Origin of the sequence: Streptacidiphilus sp. PB12-B1b (assembly GCF_014084125.1) — a bacterium.
Classification (GTDB): Bacteria; Actinomycetota; Actinomycetes; order Streptomycetales; family Streptomycetaceae; genus Streptacidiphilus.
Map to the genome: position 1 here is coordinate 4,443,451 of NZ_CP048405.1, position 21,978 is coordinate 4,465,428.

At 74.5% G+C, this 21,978-nt stretch carries 16 protein-coding genes and 1 tRNA gene; 8 read left to right on the forward strand and 9 right to left on the reverse strand.

The features are described from left to right. Nucleotides 1–103: 103 nt before the first annotated feature. A complete protein-coding gene (locus GXW83_RS19680; protein ID WP_182444338.1) occupies nucleotides 104–877 on the forward strand; it encodes a 1-acyl-sn-glycerol-3-phosphate acyltransferase in 774 nt (257 codons plus the stop codon). A gap of 42 nt (nucleotides 878–919) precedes the next feature. Here the strand turns inward: GXW83_RS19680 and GXW83_RS19685 are convergent, their stop codons facing one another. Then, nucleotides 920–1,777 carry a DUF1345 domain-containing protein gene (locus tag GXW83_RS19685; protein WP_182444339.1) on the reverse strand — a complete coding sequence of 286 codons (858 nt, stop codon included), beginning with the start codon at nucleotides 1,775–1,777 and terminating at the stop codon, nucleotides 920–922. Nucleotides 1,778–1,862: 85 nt separating this feature from the next. Here GXW83_RS19685 and GXW83_RS19690 point away from each other — a divergent pair, with 85 nt between their 5' ends. The 5 genes from GXW83_RS19690 to GXW83_RS19710 all read left to right on the forward strand — a co-directional run bounded on the left by GXW83_RS19690 (nucleotide 1,863) and on the right by GXW83_RS19710 (nucleotide 10,414). Beyond that, nucleotides 1,863–2,696, forward strand: a complete 834-nt coding sequence (locus tag GXW83_RS19690; protein ID WP_225447114.1) for a MerR family transcriptional regulator — start codon at nucleotides 1,863–1,865, stop codon at nucleotides 2,694–2,696. Between the two features lie 137 nt (nucleotides 2,697–2,833). Then, nucleotides 2,834–4,327: an MFS transporter gene (locus tag GXW83_RS19695; protein ID WP_182444341.1), complete on the forward strand. Its 1,494-nt coding sequence runs from the start codon at nucleotides 2,834–2,836 to the stop codon at nucleotides 4,325–4,327. A 202-nt stretch (nucleotides 4,328–4,529) separates the two neighbouring features. Continuing rightward, nucleotides 4,530–5,684, forward strand: coding sequence for an exonuclease SbcCD subunit D (locus GXW83_RS19700; RefSeq protein WP_182444342.1), 1,155 nt, complete (start codon nucleotides 4,530–4,532; stop codon nucleotides 5,682–5,684). After that, entirely contained in the window at nucleotides 5,684–8,713 is a 3,030-nt protein-coding gene (locus tag GXW83_RS19705; RefSeq protein ID WP_182444343.1) for an AAA family ATPase, read from the forward strand. Before GXW83_RS19700 ends, GXW83_RS19705 begins: the two co-directional genes overlap by 1 nt. Before the next feature lie 30 nt (nucleotides 8,714–8,743). Beyond that, complete coding sequence (locus GXW83_RS19710) at nucleotides 8,744–10,414, forward strand: glycoside hydrolase family 13 protein (protein WP_182444344.1); 1,671 nt, start codon at nucleotides 8,744–8,746, stop codon at nucleotides 10,412–10,414. Nucleotides 10,415–10,588: 174 nt separating this feature from the next. Here the strand turns inward: GXW83_RS19710 and GXW83_RS19715 are convergent, their stop codons facing one another. Continuing rightward, on the reverse strand, nucleotides 10,589–13,021 hold the full coding sequence (locus GXW83_RS19715; protein ID WP_182444345.1) for a Tex family protein: 2,433 nt from the start codon (nucleotides 13,019–13,021) through the stop codon (nucleotides 10,589–10,591). Between the two features lie 106 nt (nucleotides 13,022–13,127). On the opposite strand from GXW83_RS19715, the gene GXW83_RS19720 reads away from it, so the two are divergent. Then, complete coding sequence (locus GXW83_RS19720) at nucleotides 13,128–13,619, forward strand: GNAT family N-acetyltransferase (protein ID WP_182444346.1); 492 nt, start codon at nucleotides 13,128–13,130, stop codon at nucleotides 13,617–13,619. A gap of 51 nt (nucleotides 13,620–13,670) precedes the next feature. Here the strand turns inward: GXW83_RS19720 and GXW83_RS19725 are convergent, their stop codons facing one another. Then, nucleotides 13,671–14,555 carry a thioesterase family protein gene (locus GXW83_RS19725; RefSeq protein WP_225447115.1) on the reverse strand — a complete coding sequence of 295 codons (885 nt, stop codon included), beginning with the start codon at nucleotides 14,553–14,555 and terminating at the stop codon, nucleotides 13,671–13,673. A gap of 123 nt (nucleotides 14,556–14,678) precedes the next feature. On the opposite strand from GXW83_RS19725, the gene GXW83_RS19730 reads away from it, so the two are divergent. Beyond that, complete coding sequence (locus GXW83_RS19730; protein WP_182444347.1) at nucleotides 14,679–15,500, forward strand: SDR family NAD(P)-dependent oxidoreductase; 822 nt, start codon at nucleotides 14,679–14,681, stop codon at nucleotides 15,498–15,500. 30 nt (nucleotides 15,501–15,530) lie between these two features. On the opposite strand, the gene pgi is transcribed toward GXW83_RS19730, so the two are convergent. The 6 genes from pgi to GXW83_RS19760 all read right to left on the reverse strand — a co-directional run bounded on the left by pgi (nucleotide 15,531) and on the right by GXW83_RS19760 (nucleotide 21,975). After that, nucleotides 15,531–17,192: a glucose-6-phosphate isomerase gene (gene pgi / locus GXW83_RS19735; protein ID WP_182444348.1), complete on the reverse strand. Its 1,662-nt coding sequence runs from the start codon at nucleotides 17,190–17,192 to the stop codon at nucleotides 15,531–15,533. A 48-nt stretch (nucleotides 17,193–17,240) separates the two neighbouring features. After that, a complete protein-coding gene (locus tag GXW83_RS19740) occupies nucleotides 17,241–18,452 on the reverse strand; it encodes a sensor histidine kinase (RefSeq protein WP_182444349.1) in 1,212 nt (403 codons plus the stop codon). Further along, nucleotides 18,449–19,093 (reverse strand): response regulator transcription factor, encoded by a 645-nt coding sequence (locus GXW83_RS19745; RefSeq protein WP_182447436.1) that lies wholly within the window; start codon nucleotides 19,091–19,093, stop codon nucleotides 18,449–18,451. Before GXW83_RS19745 ends, GXW83_RS19740 begins: the two co-directional genes overlap by 4 nt. A 295-nt stretch (nucleotides 19,094–19,388) precedes the next feature. Beyond that, entirely contained in the window at nucleotides 19,389–20,987 is a 1,599-nt protein-coding gene (locus GXW83_RS19750) for a DEAD/DEAH box helicase (protein WP_182444350.1), read from the reverse strand. A 172-nt stretch (nucleotides 20,988–21,159) separates the two neighbouring features. Then, nucleotides 21,160–21,233 (reverse strand) — tRNA-Met (locus GXW83_RS19755). Between the two features lie 31 nt (nucleotides 21,234–21,264). Further along, entirely contained in the window at nucleotides 21,265–21,975 is a 711-nt protein-coding gene (locus GXW83_RS19760) for an NAD(P)H-binding protein (RefSeq protein WP_182444351.1), read from the reverse strand. Nucleotides 21,976–21,978 lie beyond the last annotated feature (3 nt).

The following is a 21,978-nucleotide window of genomic DNA, read 5'->3' on the forward strand; positions in this document are numbered from 1 at the left end:
CCGAAGGTGGTGCCGGCCGGAGTGACACGGCACCACCGCTCGGGGAACATGCATGGTTAGAACACCGGACCGGGCACACGCCCGAAGGAAGTAGGGCCTCACCGTGGCTGATCTCGTGTACCCGCCGATCATCGGAGCGGCTCGGACGCTTTTCCTCGCGCTCGACCTCAGGATGAATGTCGTCGGCGCCGAGAACGTGCCGCGCAGCGGCGGTGCCGTTCTGGTCTGCAACCACGTCAGCTATCTGGACTTCATCTTCGCCGGGTGGGGCGCGCTCAAGGCCGGCAGCCGCAAGACCCGCTTCATGGCCAAGGACGACGTCTTCCGGCACCGGATCTCCGGGCCGCTGATGCGCGGCATGAAGCACATCCCGGTGGACCGCTCGGACGGCCAGCCCGCCTATGACGCGGCCGTGCGCGCGCTGCGCTCGGGCGAGGTGGTCGGGGTCTTCCCGGAGGCCACCATCAGCCGCTCCTTCACGCTGAAGAAGTTCAAGACCGGCGCCGCCCGGATGGCCGCCGACGCCGGCGTCCCGCTGCTGCCGATGGCCGTGTGGGGCACCCAGCGGCTGTGGACCAAGGGCCGCCCCAAGACCCTGACCCGGCGCCACACGCCGATCACCATCATCATCGGCGAGCCGATCACGCTCACTCCCGAGGACCGCCCGGTGATGGTCACCCGCCGACTGCGGGCCGCCATGACCGACCTGCTGGACCGGGCACAGACCACCTACCCGGACTCTCCCTCCGGCCCCGACGACACCTGGTGGCAGCCGGCCCACCTCGGCGGCTCGGCCCCGACCCTGGAGGTCGCCGAGGCAGAGGACGAGAAGGAGAACGCGGAGAAGGCCGCCCGCCGCGCCGCCGCCGCGGGCTGACCCGCCGCAGCAGGCCCCGGGGCGGCGGCATGTCGCCCCGGGCTAGTGCAGGACGTTCACCGCGCGGGCGACGATCAGCGCCAGCGTCAGCAGCGAGACCACGGACTGGATGGTCATCAGCACCTTCGCCCAGCGCGACAGCGGCATGGTGTCGGTCGGGCTGAAGGCGGTCGCATTGGTGAAGGCCACGTACAGGTAGTCCGGGTACTCCGGCTCCCAGTCGGCCGGGGCGATGCCCTCCTGCTGCATCTGCGGGAAGAGCAGGTCCGGGAACTGGTGCGTGCCCATGGCCCGGGCCGCCGGGCCGCCCCGGTCCCACTCCCAGTACCAGAGGCTGAAGGCGATGATGTTGGTCAGCCAGACGCCGCCGCCGGTCGTCAGCAGCGTGACCGCGCCCACGGCCGGGCTGCCGTTGACCAGGTCGCGCACCAGCAGGACCGCCGACCAGCCGTTGGCCAGGCTGACGGCGGCGGCCAGCAGCAGCCCCAGCGCGCGCAGCAGCGTCGAGCTGCGCTCCATGCGGCGGTGCGGGTTGGCCACCGCCAGCGCGCCCATCAGCGCCAGCTCCAGCACCGGCAGCAGCCAGTGCGGGTGGACGGTGAACCGCTCCGGCAGCATCCACTGGACGACGATGCCGACGCACAGCACCAGGGTGACCGCCCAGCGGGCCTCGCCCTGGGTGCGCCGGCGCCAGGCCGGGGCCCACGGCCCCTCCTGACGCTGCCGCAGCGGATCGTTCACCAACAGCGACTCGATCCGCTCCAGCCGTCCGTGCAACTGCTCCGCCCAGCGGTCGGAGGGCGGCAGCGGGGCGCCGGGCCCGGACCGCGGCACGGGCGGCGGGGGCTGCTGCGGCGCGGACGCCGACGGGGAGGGCTGCGGGGAGTGCTCGTCGCTCATCGCCCCATTGTGGGCCTCCGGCGGCGGTGCCCGGCCCGCGGCCGGGATGCCCGCGCCCGTGCCGCGGAGCACTACGCTCGTGCGCGTGAGCGACAACCCGGCATCAGACCCCCGTGCACACCGGCGTCCGGTGCGCGAGTTCCGCACCGAGGACCTCGCCCGGGAGGCGGGCATCCCGGTGCGGACGCTGCGCTTCTACCGCGAGCGGCGGCTGCTGCCGCCGCCCCGGCGCGAGGGCCGGATCGCCTGGTACACCGAGGACCACCTGGCCCGGCTGCGGATCATCGCCGACCTGCTGGAGCGCGGCCACACCCTCGGCGGCATCGCCGAGCTGCTCACCGCCTGGGAGGACGGCCGCGACGTGGCCGCGCTGCTGGGCCTGGAGGGCGCCATCGCCGCGCCCTGGTCCGAGGAGACGCCGGTGCCGCTGGCCCTGGCCGATCTGGACGCGGCCTACCAGGGCCAGGTCGACCAGGCGACGCTGGCGGAGGCCGAGGCGCTGGGCTACGTCGCGGTCGACGGCGACACGGTCAGCCACATCAGCCGCCGACTGCTGGACGCCTCCGCCGCGCTGGTCGCCGAGGGCATCCCGCTGGCGGCCGTGCTGGAGGCCGCGCACGGCGTCCGGGCCAGCGCGGACGCCTTGGCCGACCTCTTCGTGGAGCTGGTCAACAAGCAGCTGCTGGGCGGCCTGGAGCAGCGGCTGTCGGCCGGGGAGACCGCGCAGCTCGCGGACCGGCTGGCCCGGCTGCGGCCGATCGCCCGCACGGTGGTGGACGTGGAGTTCGCGCTGGCGATGGACCGGCGCGTCCACAGCGAGCTGGGCTCGGTGCTGGCGCACCTGGGCCAGCGGGCCGCCGCCGAGGCGGCGGACGCGGACCCGGCCGGGGCGGACCCGGCGGCCGAGCGGGAGCTGTAGCAGCCGTCCCCGCCGAGATACTTCCCGTCCTGAACCTTTTAACTTGACCACCTAAAGCTTTGGCGCTAACGTCCCTCTTATTGCTTGACCATCTAAAGCATCAAGAGCATGAAACTTCCGAAGGACCTAGCCTCGCCATGAGCCAAGACCTGTCCCGCCCCCACGCGTCCGCCCGCCGCGGCAGTACGCCCCTGATCCTCGCCCTCGGGCTCGCGGCCATGGTCGTCTCCATGGCGCAGACCCAGGTCATCCCGATCCTGTCGCTGCTCGGCAGCGACCTGCACGCCGGTTCGGCCGGGGTCAGCTGGGTCACCACCGCCACGCTGCTCTCGGCCGCCGTCTTCACCCCGCTGCTGGGCCGCGTCGGCGACCTGCACGGCAAGAAGCGCACCCTGGTCGCGGTACTGGTGGTGATGGTGCTGGGCTCGGTGCTGGCCGCCGCCACCACCTCGCTGGGCATCCTGATCGTCGCCCGGGTCCTCCAGGGCTCGGCCACCGCGATCTTCCCGCTGGGGCTGTCGATCATCCGGGACGAGGTCCCGCAGGAGAAGCTGCACGGGGCGATGGCGCTGGTCAGCAGCACCCTGGCGTTCGGCAGCGGGCTCTCGCTGGTGGTCACCGGACTGCTCACCCAGGGCAGCCACCCGAACTACCACTCGGTCTTCTGGTTCTCCACCGCGATCTCGGTGCTGGCGCTCGCCGCCGTGGCCCTGGTCGTGCCGGACGGAGGCCACCGCGTCGGCGGCCGGATCGACTTCCTCGGCGCCTCCACGCTCGCGGTCTTCCTGGTGCTGCTGCTGCTCGGCATCTCCCAGGGGCACACCTGGGGCTGGTCCTCCGGCCGGATCATCGGCTGCTTCGCCGGATCGGTGGTCATGGCCGCGGTCTGGGTGCTGGTCGAACTGAAGGTCGCCAACCCGCTGGTGGACATGCGGATGTTCGTCCACCGGCAGGTCGCCTTCACCAACGTCGCCGGACTGTTCGTCGGCTTCGCCTCCTTCACCTCCTTCATCGGCATCTCCTACCTGGTGCAGATGCCCCAGCGGATCGCCGGCTACGGCTTCACCTCCTCGGTGCTGCGCGCCTCGGTCGAGTACCTGCTGCCCAGCTCGCTGGTCGCGCTGATCGCCGCCCCGATCGGCGGCATCCTGGTGCGCCGCATCGGCGCCCGCCACACCCTGGCCGCCGGCTCCCTGGTCGGCGTGGCCGGCTTCGCCTGGCTGGCCTGGGGCCACGGCCACCCGGCCGACGTGATCATCGCCGGGATGCTCGCGGGCATCGCCATCGCCTTCGGCTACGCCTCCATGCCCGCCCTGATCGCCTCCAGCGTCCCGGTCGAGCAGACCGGCATCGCCAACGGCATCAACTCGATCTCCCGCTCGGTCGGCAGCTCCATCGCCTCCGCGGTGGTGACCTCGCTGCTCGCCTCCAAGCTGATCCCCGGCCTGCCGGCCGGCATCCCGCCGCTGCCCCAGGAGAGCCAGTTCACGCTGAGCTTCGCCATCGCCGCCGGGGCGCTGCTGCTGACCGTGGCCGTCGCACTGGCCGGTCTGACCAAGGTCAGCAAGCCGCACAGCGTGGTCGCCGCCGGCTCCGCCGCCCCGGCCGAGTCGGACCGCGCCGCGGTCTGACCGCCTTTCCCCGCCTCCCCCGCCAGGCCGGAACGGCCCGGGCGCTCCCCCGCGGAGCGCCCGGGCCGTTCCGGCTGTGGGCCCTGGTGGGCACGGGTTGTCAGTGGCGCCTGTGATACTCGTAGCGGTCGGCCGAACCCGCGCCGACCGCACCGAGGCAGAGGGGGCGGACGATGGCGAACCGGCAGGCAGGGCCGCTGTCATGAGGCTGCTGCACACCTCCGACTGGCACCTGGGGCGCAGCCTGCACCGCGAGGACCTGCTTCCCGCTCAGGCCGCCTTCCTGGACCACCTGGTGGAGACCGCCCGGGCCGAGCAGGTGGACGCCGTGCTGGTCGCCGGGGACGTCCACGACCGCGCCATCCCCAGCCTCGGCGCGGTCGAGCTGTTCGACCGCGCGTTGCAACGGCTGGCCCGGCTGTCCGTGCCGACGGTGCTGATCAGCGGCAACCACGACTCGGCCCGGCGGCTCGGCATCGCCGCCCGGCTGATCGAGCGCTCCGGCGTCCACCTGCGCACCGACGTCGCCCGCTGCGACGAGCCGGTCCTGCTGGAGGACGCCCACGGGACGGTCGCCGTCTACGGCGTGCCCTACCTGGAGCCCGCGCTGACCGCCGCCGAGCTGGGCGCGGAGCGGGTCGGCCACGCGGCGGTGCTCGGCGCGGCCATGGCCCGGATCAGGGCGGACCTGGCCACCCGCCCCGGCTCCACCCGCTCGGTGGTGCTGGCGCATGCCTTCGTCGTCGGCGGCGAGGCCAGCGACAGCGAGCGGGACATCTCGGTCGGCGGCGTGCCCAGCGTCCCCGCCTCGGTCTTCGACGGCATCGACTACACCGCGCTGGGGCACCTGCACGGCTGCCAGACCCTGGGCGAGCGGCTGCGCTACAGCGGCTCGCCGCTGGCGTACTCCTTCTCCGAGGCGGACCACCGCAAGACCATGTGGCTGGTCGACCTCGGCCCCGGCGGCGAGATCGACGCCCGGCGGATCGACTGCCCGGCACCCCGGCGGCTGCGCCGGCTCCGCGGCACCCTGGCCGAGCTGCTGGCCGACGAGAGCCTGGCGGGCCACCGCGAGGACTGGCTGGAGGTCACGCTGACCGACGCCGCCCGGCCCGAGCGGGCCATGGAGCAGCTGCGCGCCCGCTTCCCGCACACCCTGCAGCTCGCGTTCGACCCCCAGGGCCGGCTCGACGACGGACCGGTCGGCTACGCGGCCCGCACCCGCGGGCTCGGCGACGCCGAGATAGCGCTGGGCTTCGTCCGGCACGTCCGGGGCAGCGCCCCGGATCCGGTGGAGGAGGCGCTGCTGCGCGAGGCGACGGAGGCCGTGGGCGCGGCGGCGGGGGGCGAGGACTGATGCGGCTGCACGCCCTGCGGATGACGGCCTTCGGCCCGTTCGCCGACACCCAGGCGGTGAACTTCGACGCGCTGGCCGCCGACGGCCTGTTCCTGCTGCGCGGGGCGACCGGCGCGGGCAAGACCAGCGTCCTGGACGCGGTCTGCTACGCCCTGTACGGGACGGTCCCGGGCAGCAGGCCGCGCACCCGCCTGCGCAGCGACCACGCCCGTCCGGACGCCGTCACCGAGGTGGTGCTGGAGGTGACGCTCGGCGGCCGCCGACTGGAGATCACCCGACGGCCGGAGCAGCTGCGGGCGAAGAAGCGCGGCTCCGGCTCGACCACCGAGAAGGCGCAGACGCTGCTGCGCGAGTGGTCGGCCGGCGAGTGGCGGGCGAGCAGCAAGTCCCACCAGGAGGTGGGCCTTGAGGTGCAGCGGCTGCTCGGGATGAGCCGGGAGCAGTTCTGCCAGGTGGTGCTGCTGCCGCAGGGCGAGTTCGCCCGCTTCCTGCACTCCGGCGCGGCCGAGCGGGCCGACCTGCTCGGCCGGCTGTTCGACACGGCGCGCTTCGGGGCGGTCGAGGACTGGCTGATGGAGCGTCGGCAGCGCTCGGAGAAGGCCTGCCAGGCGGTGCGCGGCGAGATCAGCGCCCTGATCGAGCGGGTGCGCGAGGCGGCCGGGCCCCGGGCGGCCGATCCGGCCGTGGCCGAGGGCGTGGGCCCGGACGCCGAGGGGGACGCCCTGGGCTGGGCCGCGCAGCTGCGGGTGCACGCCCGCGAGGAGCTGGCCGTCGCCGAGTGCGGGCAGGCCGGGGCGGCCGCGCGGCGCGGGCACGCGGCCGAACGGGCCGCCGCGGTCCGGGTGCTGGCCGACCGCCAGCGGCGGCACGCGGCGGCGGTGCGGCGCTCGCACGAGCTGGAGCAGCAGGCCCCGCAGCAGCACGCCGCCGTGGAGCGGCTGGAGCAGGCGCAGCGCGCGGCGGCCGTCGCGCCGCTGCTGCTCCTGCGCGAGCAGGCCGAGCGGGAGCTGCACGGCCGCCGGGAGCGCGAGCGCGGGGCCCGGGCGCTGCTGCCGCAGGCGCTGCGCGCCGCCGGGGCGGAGGAGCTGGCCGCCGCCGAGCATGCCGCCCGCGAGGAGCTGGGCGGCCTGCGGGCGCTGCTGCCAGCCGAGGAGCAGTACCACGACATCGGGCGGCAGCAGGCCCAGGCGGAGGCCGAGCGGGAGGACGCCGAGGCCCGGCAGGCCGAGGCGGAGGGCTGGCTGGCGGCCTGGCCCGAGCAGCGGCGCGAGGTCGAGGCCCGGGTGGCGCAGGCCCAGCAGGCCGCCGGGCAGGTGGCGCGGTTCTCGGAGCAGCTGGCCGAGGCCGAGCGGCGCTGCGGGGCCGCCGAGCAGGCGCGGGCGCTGCGGGCCCGGCTGGCGTCCGAGGCCGAGCGGGAGCAGGAGCTGAACCGGGCGGCGGACCGGGCCCGCGCGGACTGGCTGGATCTGCGGGAGCGCCGACTGGACGGCATGGCGGCCGAGCTGGCCGAGCGGCTGGCGCCGGGCGGCGCCTGTCCGGTGTGCGGGTCGGCCGAGCATCCGCAGCCCGCGCGTCCGGGCCCGGACCAGGTCACCCAGGCCCAGGAGCAGCAGGCGGACCGGGCCCAGCAGGCGGCCCGGCGGGCGGCCGAGGCCGCCCTGGACGGCCTGCAGCAGCTGCGTCAGGAGGTCGCCGCGCTGGCGGCGGTGGCGGGCGACCTCCCGGCCGGGGAGCTGCGGCAGGCCGCCGACGCCCTCGCCGCCGAGCACGAGCGGGCGCAGCGGCAGGCCGCCGCCGGGGTGCGGGCGCAGGAGGACGCGGAGCGGCTGGAGCGCGAGCACGGCCACCGGGTCGCCGAGGCGGGCCGGGCGGCGACGGACGCCGCCACCGCCTCCGCCCGGCTGCAGGCGCTGGGCCTGCGCCGGGCCGAGCTGGCGGCCGAGCTGGAGCGCGGCCGGGCGGGGGCCGGGTCCGTGGCCGCCCGGGTCGCCGAACTCGACCTGCTGGCCGAGCAGCTGGGCGCGGCGGCGGAGGCCGCGCGGGCGGCGACCGCCGGGGCGCTGGCCCTGGAGCGGGCCGAGGCCGACGCCCGGGCGGCGGCCGAGCGCGAGGGCTTCGCCGACTGCCCGGCGGCCGCGGCGGCGGCCCTGGCGGCGGAGCGTGCCGCCGCCCTGCGCGAGGGCGTGCAGCGGCACCGCGACGAACTGGCCCGGGTGGGCGCGGAGCTGGGCGATGCCGAGCTGCTGGCCGCCGCCCGGCAGCCGGTCGCCGATCCGCAGGCCGACGCGGCCGCCCTGGACGCCGCCGAGGGGGCGCTGCGGCGCGCCCACACGGCCGTGTCCGCCGCGGCGGAGCGCTGCGCGGCGCTGGACCGGCTGGGCGCGGCGCTGGAGCAGCAGCAGCGGCGGCTCGCGCCGCTGGCCGCCGGGCACGCCACGCTCTCCGCCCTGGCCGCGCTGGCCTCGGGCACCAGCAGCAGCAACACCCTGCGGATGTCGCTGGAGACGTACGTCCTCGCGGCCCGGCTGGAGCAGGTGGCGGCGGCGGCCGGGGCCCGGCTGGCGGTGATGTCGCAGGGCCGGTACACCCTCGCCCACAGCGACGCCCGGGCCAGGGGCGGCGGCCGGTCGGGCCTGGGGCTGACCGTGCTGGACGCCTGGACCGGCCAGGAGCGGGACACCTCCACGCTCTCCGGCGGCGAGAGCTTCTTCGCCTCGCTGGCGCTGGCCCTGGGCCTGGCGGACGTGGTCACCGACGAGGCCGGGGGCATGCCGCTGGACACCCTGTTCATCGACGAGGGCTTCGGCTCGCTCGACGAGGAGACCCTGGAGCAGGTCCTGGACGTCCTGGACCGGCTGCGGGAGCGGGACCGCGCGGTCGGCATCGTCAGCCACGTGGCCGACCTGCGCGACCGGGTGCCCGCCCAACTGGAGGTCCGCAAGGGCCGGTCGGGCTCGGTGCTGCGCCAGCGCGACGGCGGATCCCGGGCCGGGGCTCTTGTTGCCGACCGCCCCGAAGGGATCAACTGAACTCTCACGACCGGCGAGGGAGGTCCAGGCATGAGCGAGCAGGACAGCGGTCAGGGGCAGCCGTGGTGGCGGGGCGCCGCCCTCTACCAGGTGTATCCGCGCAGCTTCGCGGACGGGAACGACGACGGCACCGGCGACCTCGCCGGGCTGCGCTCCAGGTTGCCGTACCTGGCCGCCCTGGGCGTGGACGGCCTGTGGATCTCGCCCTGGTACGTCTCACCGCTCGCGGACGGCGGCTACGACGTCGCCGACTACCGCGACATCGACCCGGCCTTCGGCACCCTGGCCGAGGCCGAGCAGCTGATCGCCGAGGCCCACCGGGCGGGCCTGCGGATCATCGTGGACCTGGTCCCCAACCACTGCTCCGACCAGCACCCCTGGTTCCGGGCGGCGCTGGCCGCCGCCCCCGGCTCGCCCGAGCGCGCCCGGTTCCACTTCCGCCCCGGGCGCGGCCCGGGCGGCGAACTGCCGCCCGGGGACTGGCAGTCGCACTTCGGCGGACCGGCCTGGACCCGGGTGGTCGAGCCGGACGGCAGCCCCGGCGAGTGGTACCTGCACCTGTTCGCGCCCGAGCAGCCGGACTGGAACTGGGACAACCCGGAGGTCCGCGCCGAGTTCGCGTCGGTGCTGCGTTTCTGGCTGGACCGGGGTGTGGACGGCTTCCGGATCGACGTCACCGACCACCTGGTCAAGGAGGACGGCCTGCCGGACAGCGCCGGGCACCACGGCCGTCCGGACCCCTGGCGGGACCAGGAGGGCGTGCACGCGGTCTACCGCGACTGGCGGCGGCTCACCGACTCCTACCCCGGCGACCGGGCGTTCGTCGCCGAGCTGTGGGAGACCGACCCGGAGCGCTTCTGCCGCTACCTGCGCCCGGACGAGCTGCACACCGCCTTCAACTTCGCGCTGCTGCGCGCCCCGTGGGAGGCGGCCGGGTTCCGCCAGGTGATCGACGCCACCCTGGCCGCGCACGCCCCGGTCGGCGCGCCGCCGACCTGGGTGCTGTCCAACCACGACACCACCCGCCATGTCACGCGCTACGGGCGGGCCGACTCCGGCTACGGCTTCGACCGGGCCAGCCGGCACGGCCTGCCGGTCGACCTGGAGCTGGGCACCCGCCGGGCCCGGGCCGCCGCGCTGCTGACCTTCGCCCTGCCCGGCGGGGTGTACCTGTACCAGGGCGACGAACTGGGCCTGGAGGAGGTCGAGTCCATCCCCGACGAGCTGCGCGAGGACCCGGTCTGGCTGCGCACCGGCGGGGTGGACCGGGGCCGGGACGGCTGCCGGGTGCCGCTGCCGTGGAGCGGCCAGGAGCCGCCGTTCGGCTTCGGCGGCGAGGGCAGCGTGCCCTGGCTGGACGTCCAGCCGAAGACCTGGCGGGAGCTCAGCGTCGCCGCACAGAGCGGCAATCCGGGCTCGCACCTGGAGCTGTACCGGGCGGCGCTGCGGCTGCGCCGGGGCCATCCGGGGCTGGGCGACGGACCGATGCGCTGGCTGCCCTCGCCCGAAGGGGTGCTGGACTTCACCCGCCCGGGCGGGTTCAGGTGCGTGGTCAACCTGGGCCAGGAGCCGGCCCTGCTGCCGCCGCGCCCGGAGATCCTGCTGGCCAGCGGGGAGTTGCAGGAGTCGCCGGAGGGGCTGTTGCTGCCGGCCGACACCGCGGTCTGGCTGCGCCACCGGGACGACGCACCGCAGGGGTGACCGGGGTGCCCGGGGCATAGGGGAGCCCCGTTCGCACGGGGGAGCGATCGGGGCTTCCGCTGATCATCCTACGAGTTCCGGGGGCGGCTGCCAGCGGATTCGGCGACAGGATTGACTGTGCCATCGTCCACTGGCAGCCTCTGCGGCGGCCTGCCCCGGAGCCGGCCGTCCGGGCTAGCCCAGTCCGGCCCGGCGCAGCGCGTCGGCCATGGCGCCGCCGCCCGGGGCGGTGTCGCTGCCGCCGCCCCGGGGCCGGGGCGTGCGCGACTGCGGCTGCGCGCCGCCCTGCTGCCGCCGACCCTGGCCCTGGCCGCCCTGGCCCCGGTCGCCCTGGCCCCGGTCGCCGCGGCGGTCCTGGCCGCGCTCGGCGCCGCCCCGCTCGGCCTCCTGGCCGCGGTCGGGGCGCCGGCCGGAGCGGGCCGGCTGGGCGTCGTCGTCCAGCCGCAGCGTCAGCGAGATCCGCTTACGCGGGATGTCCACCTCGAGCACCTTGACCCGGACGATGTCGCCGGACTTCACCACCTCGCGCGGGTCCTTGACGAAGGTCCTGGACAGCGCCGAGACGTGGACCAGGCCGTCCTGGTGCACGCCGATGTCGACGAACGCGCCGAACGCGGCGACGTTGGTGACCGTGCCCTCCAGCAGCATGCCGGGCTCCAGGTCGGAGAGCTTCTCCACGCCCTCCTTGAAGGCCGCCGTGCGGAAGGCGGGGCGCGGGTCGCGGCCAGGCTTCTCCAGCTCGCGCAGGATGTCGGTGACCGTCGGCACGCCGAAGGTGTCGTCGGCGAAGGCCGCCGGGCGCAGCCCGCGCAGCACCGCGCTGTTGCCGATCAGGCCCTTGAGGTCGCTGCCGGACTGGGCCAGGATGCGGCGCACCACCGGGTACGCCTCGGGGTGGACGCTGGAGCTGTCCAGCGGGTCGTCGCCGTCGGGGATGCGCAGGAAGCCCGCGCACTGCTCGAACGCCTTGGGCCCGAGCCGGGCGACGTCCTTGAGCCCCTTGCGGGTGCGGAACGGGCCGTTGGCGTCGCGGTGGGCGACGATGTTCTCGGCCAGCCCGGCGGTGATCCCGGAGACCCGGGTGAGCAGCGGCGCCGAGGCGGTGTTGACGTCCACGCCGACGCCGTTGACGCAGTCCTCGACGACGGCGTCGAGCGAGCGGGACAGCTTGGCCTCGGCGAGGTCGTGCTGGTACTGGCCGACGCCGATGGACTTGGGGTCGATCTTGACCAGTTCGGCGAGCGGGTCCTGCAGCCGCCGGGCGATGGAGACCGCGCCGCGGATGGAGACGTTGAGCTCGGGCAGTTCCTGGGAGGCGTAGGCGGAGGCCGAGTAGACCGAGGCCCCGGCCTCGGAGACGACCGCCTTGGTGAGCTTCAGTTCCGGGTGGCGCTTGATCAGGTCGCCCGCGAGCTTGTCGGTCTCGCGGGAGGCGGTGCCGTTGCCGATGGCGATCAGGTCGACCCGGTGGGCGGCGCAGAGCCTGGCCAGGGTGGTGATGGACTCGTCCCAGCGGTTGGCGGGGACGTGCGGGTAGATGGTGTCGTGGGCGACGACCTTGCCGGTGGCGTCGACCACGGCGACCTTGACGCCGGTGCGGAAGCCCGGGTCCAGGCCGAGCGTGGCGCGGGTGCCGGCGGGGGCGGCCAGCAGCAGGTCGCGCAGGTTGGCGGCGAACACCCGTACCGCCTCGTCCTCGGCCTCGGTGCGCAGCCGCAGCCGCAGGTCGATGCCGAGGTGGACCAGGATGCGGGTGCGCCAGGCCCAGCGGACGGTGTCCAGCAGCCAGCGGTCGGCCGGGCGGCCCCGGTCGGCGATCTCGAAGCGCTGGGCGATCCGGGACTCGTAGCCGCCGGGGGCCTCGGCGTCGGCCTCGTCGGCGTAGGGCTCCAGGGTGAGGTCGAGGACGTCCTCCTTCTCGCCCCGGAACATCGCCAGCACCCGGTGCGAGGGCAGCTTGACGAAGGGCTCGGAGAAGTCGAAGTAGTCGGAGAACTTCGCCCCTTCGGCCTCCTTGCCGTCCCGGACCCGGGCGGCCAGCCGGCCGCGGCCCCACATCCGCTCGCGCAGCGCGCCGATCAGGTCGGCGTCCTCGCCGAAGCGCTCGACCAGGATCGAGCGGGCGCCCTCCAGCGCGGCGGCGGCGTCGGCGACGTTCTCGCCCAGGTAGCCGGCGGCCTCGGTCTGCGGGTCGCGGGTGGGGTCGCCGAGCAGCAGGTCGGCGAGCGGCTCCAGGCCGGCCTCGCGGGCGATCATGGCCTTGGTGCGGCGCTTGGGCTTGAACGGGAGGTAGATGTCCTCCAGCCGGGCCTTGGAGTCGGCGGCGCGGATCTGCGCCTCCAGCGCTTCGTCCAGCTTGCCCTGGCTGCGGACGGACTCCAGGATCGCCGCCCGGCGCTCCTCCAGCTCCCGCAGGTAGCGCAGTCTCTCCTCGAGCGTGCGCAGTTGGGCGTCGTCCAGCTCGCCGGTCGCCTCCTTGCGGTAGCGGGCGATGAAGGGCACGGTCGCCCCGCCGTCGAGCAGGTCGACGGCGGCCTGCACCTGTCCGGCCCGTACGCCGAGTTCCTCGGCGATGGTCTGCTGGATGGACGCACTCTGAAGGGTCACGCTCGGTACCGCCTTCTCGCAGGGACTCCGTGTGCATTGTGCCGTTCCCGGGGCCGGGGGGAAAACCACTGGCGTCCGGGCGGGTCGCGGTGCATAAGCTGACGGAATGCTGATCCGTGAAGCGACCGCGGCCGACTGGCCCGCGATCTGGCCGTTCCTGCACGACATCGTCGCCGCGGGCGAGACCTACACCTACCCGCGGGATCTGGGCGAGGAGCAGGCGCGGTCGCTGTGGCTGCTGAAGCCGCCGGGGCGGACGGTGGTGGCGGTGGACGAGGCCACCGGGGCGGTGCTGGGCTCGGCCAAGTCGGGCCCGAACCACATGGGCCCGGCCTCGCACATCGCGGGCGCCAGCTTCATGGTGGCCCCGGCGGCGGGCGGGCGCGGCGTGGGGCGGGCGCTGGGCGAGCACGTGCTGGCCTGGGCCCGGGCGGAGGGCTACCGGGCGATGCAGTTCAACGCGGTGGTGGAGTCCAACACCCGGGCCGTGGCGCTGTGGAAGTCGCTCGGCTTCGAGATCGTCGGCACGCTGCCGGAGGGCTTCCGGCACCCGACGCTGGGCTATGTCGGGCTGCACATCATGCACCGGCGGCTCTGACCCCGGCCGCCCTGAGGGGTTCAGGCCGGGCGGGGTCGGGCCGGGCGCGGGCTAGGCCGGGCGGGGGACGACCGCCAGCTGGCGGGACTGGGCGACCAGCCGGCCGGACTCGTCCCAGACCTCGGCGTCCTCCTCCAGGAAGCCGCCGGCCAGGTTGCGGGTCGAGTGGACCACCCGCAGCCAGCCGGGGACGGGCCTGGCCCGGACGTGCGCGGTGAGCTCGACGGTCGGGGTCCAGCCGAAGAGGCCGAGGTCGAAGGTGACCGGGGGCAGCGCGTCGACGGCCAGCAGCAGCATCAGCGGATCGGGCCGGCGTCCGTCCGGGAGCCGCAGCCAGCCCTGGATGCGGCCCTGGCCGCTGGGCTGTCCGAGCGCCCAGCCGACGCTGGCCGGGTCGAGCCGCAGGTCGAGGCGGCGCAGCAGGTCGGCCTGGTCCAGGAAGGCGGGCGGGGCGTGCTCGGTGCCGATGCACTGGTCGGGCGGCGGCATCTCGGGCGGGGTGGCGCTGGTGCGGACGTCCCCGTCGGCCGCGGCGAGGTCGCCGTAGGAGGCGAGGACCCGCAGCCGCTCGACCGGGGTGCCGTCCTCGCGCCGCTGGAGCAGCGAGGCGGTGCCGGTGGAGAGGGTGCGGCCGGTGCGGACGGTGGCGGTGTGCACCTCGGCCGGGCCGGGGCGGGAGGCGCTGAGGTAGTAGCCGCTGACCGACACCGGGTCCATGTGGCCGGTGCCGTCGCCGAGGTGCCGGGACAGCGCGCGCCCGGCGAGCGCCAGCAGCAGGCCGCCGTTGATGCCGCTGCCGATGCGCCAGCCGGCGTCGAGCTCGGCGTCGTAGACGGACGGCTCCGTCCCGCGCCGGGTCACGGCGGTTCCCCGGTCGAACTCGGACTCGGCCCCGGAGTCCTGCCCGGACGCCTGGTCAACGGGTGTCATGGTCATGGTTCGGCCCAACCCTCCACAAAGTTACTTGCCAGTAATCAATCCTACCGCCGCTTCATTCGTCAAGGCGATCGTGGTATTCCTGATTACCCGTCAGCTCTCCGGCCGACCGCAGGAGCCCCGATGACGTCCGACCCGACCGCCCCCGCAGGCCCCGCGCTCCCCCACCGGCTGGACGGGCGGGTGGCCGTGGTCACCGGCGCGGGCAGCGGCATCGGCCGCGCCACCGCCCTGGTCCTGGCCGCCGCCGGGGCCCGGGTGGTGTGCACCGACGTGGACGGCGCGGCCGCCGCGGCCACCGCCGGGCGGATCGGCCCGGACGCCGGGGCCACCGCCGCCGCGCTGGACGTCTCCGACCGCGCCGGGGTGTTCGCCCTGCTGGAGTCGGTCGCCGCCGGGCACGGGCGGCTGGACATCCTCTGCAACATCGCCGGGATCATCCGCACCGGCCGGGTGGTGGACGTCGAGGAGGCCGACCTGGACGCCGTGCTGGACGTCAACTTCAAGGGCACCTTCCACGCCTGCCAGTGTGCCGCCCGGATCATGTGCGCGCAGGGCCGCGGCGCCATCGTCAACACCGCCTCCGGGGCGATCGACGCGGCCACCCCGGAGATCATGAGCTACTCGGTCTCCAAGGCCGCGGTGGTCCAACTGACCCGGAACCTCGCCGCCGAGACCGGGCGCTACGGCGTACGGGTCAACGCCGTCGCTCCCGGCCTGGTCCGCACCGCCATGACCGCCCGGCACTACCTGCTGCCGGACGGCAGCCTGGACGAGGCGGCCCGGGAGGCGGCCGAGAAGCCGCTGCGGCGGATGTCGCCGCTGGGGCTGATCGGCGATCCGGAGGACGTCGCCTACGCCGTCCACTACCTGGTCAGCGACGCCGCCCGGTTCGTCACCGGCCAGATCCTGCGCCCCAACGGCGGCGTGGCCATGCCCTGGTGAGCACGGCCGCGCCGCCCGCGAGGGCCTGGCTCAGCGTCCGCGCAGGGTGCGGTAGCGATGGGCCAGCGCGGCGGTGGAGGAGTCCAGCGCGTCCGCGCCGACGCCCTCGACCAGCACCGGCTCGATCTTCTTGGCCAGCACCTTGCCCAGCTCGACGCCCCACTGGTCGAAGGAGTCGATGTTCCAGATCGCGCCCTGGACGAAGACCTTGTGCTCGTACAGCGCGATCAGCTGACCCAGCACCGAGGGCGACAGCTCCTCGGCCAGGATGGTGCTGGTGGGGTGGTTGCCCTTGAAGGTCTTGTGCGGCACCAGCTCGGCCGGGACGCCCTCGGCCGCCACCTCCTGCGGGGTCTTGCCGAAGGCCAGCGCCTGGCCCTGGGCGAAGAGGTTGGCCATCAGCAGGTCGTGCTGGGCCGCCAGGTCCGGCTCCAGCTCGGCGACCGGCCGGGCGAAGCCGATCAGGTCCGCCGGGATGACCTTGGTGCCCTGGTGGATCAGCTGGTAGTAGGCGTGCTGGCCGTTGGTGCCGGGGGTGCCCCAGACCACCGGGCCGGTCTGCCAGCGGACCGGCTCGCCCTCGCGGTCCACCGACTTGCCGTTGGACTCCATGTCCAGCTGCTGGAGGTAGGCGGTGAACTTCGACAGGTAGTGCGAGTACGGCAGCACCGCGTGCGACTGGGCGTCGAAGAACGCGCCGTACCAGACCCCGAGCAGGCCGAGCAGCAGCGGGATGTTCTGCTCCGGCGGGGCGGTGCGGAAGTGCTCGTCGACCAGGTGGAAGCCGTCCAGCATCTCGCGGAAGCGCTCCGGGCCGATGGCGATCATCAGCGACAGGCCGATGGCCGAGTCGTAGGAGTAGCGGCCGCCCACCCAGTCCCAGAACTCGAACATGTTGGCGACGTCGATGCCGAAGTCCGCCACGCCCGAGCTGTTGGTGGACAGCGCGACGAAGTGCTTGGCCACCGCCTCGCGGCCGGCGCCCAGCTGGTCCAGCAGCCAGTTGCGGGCGGAGGTGGCGTTGGTGATGGTCTCGATGGTGGTGAAGGTCTTGGAGGCGACGATGAACAGCGTCTCGCCCGCGTCCAGGCCGCGCACCGCCTCGTGCAGGTCGGCCCCGTCCACGTTGGAGACGAAACGCACGGAGAGGTCGCGGTCGGTGAACGGGCGCAGCGCCTCGTAAGCCATGGCCGGGCCCAGGTCCGAGCCGCCAATGCCGATGTTGACGACGGTGCGGATGCGCTTGCCGGTGTGGCCCTTCCACTCCCCCGAGCGGATCCGGTCGGCGAAGGCGGCCATCTTGTCCAGCACCGCGTGCACCGCCGGGACGACGTTCTCGCCGTCGACCTCGACCACCGCGCCGCGCGGGGCCCGCAGGGCGGTGTGCAGCACGGCCCGGTGCTCGGTGATGTTGATCTTCTCGCCCCGGAACATGGCGTCCCGCAGCTCGGCCACGCCGCGGGCCGCCGCCAGCTGCCGCAGCAGGCCCAGGGTCTCGTCGTTCACCAGGTGCTTCGAGTAGTCCAGGTAGAGGTCGCCGACCTGGAGGGTGTACTTCTCGCCGCGCTGCGGATCGGCGGCGAACAGCTCCCGCAGATGCACCTCGCCCAGCTGCGCGCGGTGCTTGCCCAGCTCGGCCCACTCGGCCGAGCGGTCGAGCGGCAGCCGGTCCGGACGGGTTCCCTCGGACATCACGTTCTCTCCATCCTGATATCCAGCATGTTCGGTACGTGGGCGAGCCTAGTCCCGGGAGGACCCCTGGGGCGTGGCGACAGGGACCTTGAGCCGCACGCCGAAGCCGCCGTCCTCCAGCGGCGCGGCCCGCAGCGAGCCGCCCAGCAGGGTGGCCCGCTCGCGCAGGCCGACGATGCCGTGGCCGCCGCCGGGCAGGTCCAGCGAGCCGGGCGCGGACGCCGGGCCGTTCTCCACCGACACCAACAGCCGGTCGCCGTCCAGCAGCACGCTGACCTCGGTCCAGGCGCCGGGCGCGTGCTTGCGGACGTTGGTCAGCGCCTCCTGCACGGTGCGGTAGGCGGCCCGCTCCACCGGCTCGGGCAGGGCGGCCTCGGGCGGGACGAACAGGTGCAGCACGGCGTCCACCTCGGACTCGGCGACCAGCCGGGGCAGGTCGGTCAGCCGGGGCTGCGGCACCAGCTCGGTCGGGCCGGCGCCGGCCGCCCGCAGCACCAGGATCATGGTGCGCAGCTCCTCCAGGGTGGCCACGGCCAGGCCGCGCAGCATCTTGGCGGTCTGCCGCACCTCCGGGTCGCGCGCGGTCACCTGCAGCGCCCCGGCCTGGACGGCGATCAGCCCCGCCTGGTGCGAGACCACGTCGTGCATCTCCCGGGCGATCCGGGCGCGCTCGCGGGCCAGCACGGTCTGCGCGTGCAGCTCCCGCTCGTGGTCGCGCAGGGTGGCCAGCTCCGCTATCCGGGCGTTCAGGGCCTCCCGGGTCTGCAGCAGCAGGCCCAGCGCGGTGGGGCCGCCGGCCAGCATCAGCGCGTGGATGAGGTCCAGCACGTGGTCGCTGGTGGTCTCGCTGACGAAGTCGCTGAGCGGCCAGGGCACGAACATGCCCAGGCCCACCAGTCCGGCCGCCAGCCACGTCTGCCGGCCCGCCGGGCGGCTGCGGGCCACGCTGTAGAGCGCGACCATGGCCGCGACCATGGCGGTGCCGGTGTAGACGCCGGGGAGGGTGACCAGCAGGACCGTGCGCGGGTAGCGGTCGCGCAGCAGCAGCGCGGCGGCGGCGATCACCGAGGCGTAGAAGGTCCAGTCGCGCGGCGCCGGGAAGTTCAGCCAGGCGTCCAGCATGGCCGCGACCACCAGGACGAAGGTGACCGCCCAGTCGCGCAGCCGGGTCGAGCCCGCGCGGCGCAGCCGGGCCGGGGGCCGCAGGCGGGAGAGCAGCGGCAACCGTCGGCGCGCGGTGTACAGGCTGGAGGTGTTCATGGGGCCTGGATGTCCTCGATCAGCCCCGCCCGCTCGGCGAGGACCGCGGCCTGGATCCGGTTGGCCACGCCCAGCTTGGTGAGGACCGCGCTCACGTAGTCCTTGACGGTGGCGGCGCCCAGGTGCATCCGGGCGCCTATCTCGACGTTGGACAGGCCCTGGCCGAGGTGGCCGAGGACCTGCCGTTCGCGGACGGTGAGGCTGTCCACCGCCGCGCTGCCGCTGCCGCCGCCGACGGTGCGGGTGCGGTTGTCGCGCAGGCGGCGCAGGACCGGCGTGGAGAGGCAGCCGGCGCCGGTGGCGACCGCGCGCACCGAGCTGGCCAGGATGTCCGGGTCGGTGTCCTTCAGCAGGAAGCCGCTGGCGCCCATGGTCAGCGCCTGGTCGAGGTACTCGTCGGTGTCGAAGGTGGTGAGCATGGCCACGTAGGGGCTGTCCGGGAGCGCCCGCAGCCGTCGCAGCAGGGTGAGCCCGTCCACGTCGGGCATCCGGATGTCCAGCAGCACGACGTGCGGCCGGTGGGTCCGTACGGCGGACATGGTCTCGGTGCCGGAGCAGGTGCCGACGACCTCGATGTCCGGGGCGCTGTTGAGGATCATCGCAAGTCCGGAGCGGATCAGCGCCTCGTCGTCGACGACCATGACGCGCACGGGTTCACCGCGTATCGCGCTGTTCGTTTCTGCTGGGACCACGTGACTGTTCCTGACTCGATGCCTGACTCGTCCGCCCGAAGGGGTTCCGCGCGACCGTACATCAGCTCGAATCGGCGGGGGAAACCGGACGACCCCCGGTCGGCGGTGGAATCACCCCTGGTCGGGGGTGATTCCACCGGTTCGGTCAGGACCAGGATGGACCCTCGGTGCGCTGGCGTGCCAGAGGGCGGGCACCACGGGGGGGTGCCCGCCCTCGTCGTTCTGCGGAAGGTGCCGGCTGCGGTCAGACCGCGCGGCCGGGGCGGGAGGCGCCGCCCGCGCCGGTGCCGCTGCCGCCACTGCGGCGGGGACGGCGGCTGCGCGGCTGCGCGGCCCCCGCGCCGTAGGACGCGCCGGAGCCGGAGCGCGAGCCGCCCGCCGCCGCCCCCGAACGCCCGCCCGAGCGGGAGCCGGAGCCCGAGCCGCGCGGCTTGCGGGCGCTCTGCGCCGGCACGGCCGGGGCCGGGACGGTGATGACCACCGGGACGCCGCTGGGCTTGCGGGCGCCGGTGATCCGGGACAGCTCGGCGTCGCCGGAGCGCACCCGGTCGTTGTTGGGGGTGATCCCGGCGTCGGCCATCAGCCGGGTCATCTCCCGGCGCTGGTTGGCCAGCACCAGCGTGACCACCGTGCCGGACTCCCCCGCGCGGGCGGTGCGGCCGCCGCGGTGCAGGTAGTCCTTGTGGTCGGTGGGCGGGTCCACGTTGACGACCAGGTCCAGGTTGTCGACGTGGATGCCGCGGGCGGCGACGTTGGTGGCGACCAGCGCGGTGATGTGGCCGTCGCGGAACTGCTCCAGCACCCGGTTGCGCTGCGGCTGGGACTTGCCGCCGTGCAGCGAGGCGGCGCGTACGCCGTTGGCGAGCAGCTCCTTGGCCAGCTTGTCGGTGGCGTGCTTGGTGTCCATGAACATGATCACCCGGCCCTCGCGGGCGGCGATCTCCACGGTGACCGCGCGCTTGTCGGCGTCGGCGACGTACAGGACGTGGTGGTCCATGGTGGTGACGGCACCGGCCGAGGGATCGACCGAATGGGTGACCGGGTCGTTCAGGAAGCGGCGGACCAGCCGGTCCACGTTGCGGTCCAGGGTCGCCGAGAACAGCATCGTCTGGCCGTTCGGCTGGACCTGCTCCAGCAGGTTGGTGACCTGCGGCAGGAAGCCCATGTCGGCCATCTGGTCGGCCTCGTCCAGGACCGTGACGGCCACCCGGTCGAGCCGGCAGTCGCCGCGGTCGATCAGGTCCTTCAGCCGGCCCGGGGTGGCGATCAGCAGCTCGACGCCGCGCCGCAGCGCCGCCGACTGGCGGGTGATCGACATGCCGCCGACCACGGTCGTCAGCCGCAGGTTGACAGCGGTGGCGTACGGGGTGAGCGCGTCGGCGACCTGCTGGGCCAGCTCCCGGGTCGGGACCAGCACCAGCGCCAGCGGCGCCTTGGGCTCCGCCCGGCGGCCCGCCGTCCGGGCCAGCACGGCCAGGCCGAACGCCAGGGTCTTGCCGGAGCCGGTGCGTCCGCGCCCGAGGACGTCACGGCCTGCCAGGGAGTTCGGCAGGGTCGCGGCCTGGATCGGGAACGGCTCGGTGACGCCCTCGCGGGTCAGCGTGGCCAGCAGCCCGCCGGGCATCTCCAGCTCGGCGAAGGCGGCGACCGCGGGCAGCGAGGGGGTGGTGCTGACGGGCATCTCGAACTCGCCCGACTGGACCAGCGGCCGACGGCGCGGCGCGCCCTGCTGGCCGGAGGACCGGCCGCGGGAGGCGGCCGGGTTGGTACGCGGGGCCCCGGTGGGGCGCCCGAACCGGGTCGCGGGACGCGGGTCGTTGGTGCGGCTGGTGCGATGGTTCATGGAGAACCTTCCTCGTAGCGGCACGCTTCGAGGAGGGCTCCGCAGCGCTTCGCGCGGAGGTTCACAAGAACGAGCCAGGGGTGGCGGAGGGACTCTCCGCAGGTGGGGCGCCGGCCTGGCGCACAAAACTCTGTAGGCCCAGCGCGCGAACGCCGGGCCTACAGAGTTCAAGTAGCGGGGACAGGATTTGAACCTGCGACCTCTGGGTTATGAGCCCAGCGAGCTACCGAGCTGCTCCACCCCGCGTCGGTTCCTCAACTCTAGCAGAGTGTCCGGATCACCCGCGATCATCGCGGCCCTCCGGCCCCGGCGGGCCGCCCAGGGCGTTGATCTCGCGCGTGCCGAGGATGCGGTTGGCGGGCACCCGGCCGCCCGCACCCGGGACGGCCACCGCGAGCATGGCCCGGCCGATCCGGTCGCCGGAGGTGACCTGGTTCGGGAACAGCCGCCGGAGCAGCGGGGCGACGGGGCTGACGATCCGGTAGACCACCCGGTACAAGCGGGTCTTGGAGACCGTGCCCGGTCCGGGCTGGATGTAGCCGGGGCGGAACATGTAGCCGTCGACGTCCAGCGCCAGCAGGTCGTTCTCGGTGCGGCCCTTGACCCGGGCCCACATGGTCCGGCCCTGGCCGCTGCTGTCGGTCCCGGCCCCGGAGACGTAGGTGAGGACCAGTCCGGGGTTGCGGGCGCTGACCGCCCGGGCCACGGCGAGGGTCAGGTCGTGGGTGACCGCGCGGTAGGCGTCCTCGTTCATGCCCACGGAGGAGACGCCCAGGCAGAAGAAGCAGGCGTGGTAGCCGTCCAGCTCGTCCCCGAGGCCGTCCAGGTCGGACACGTCGGGGCGGACGATCTCGCGCAGCTTGGGGTGGCGCACCCCGACCGGGGTGCGGCCGACGACCAGCACCCGGGCCACGGCGTCCGACCGCAGGCACTCCCGCAGCACGTCCTGGCCGACCATGCCGGTGGCGCCGAAGAGGATCACGTTCATGGG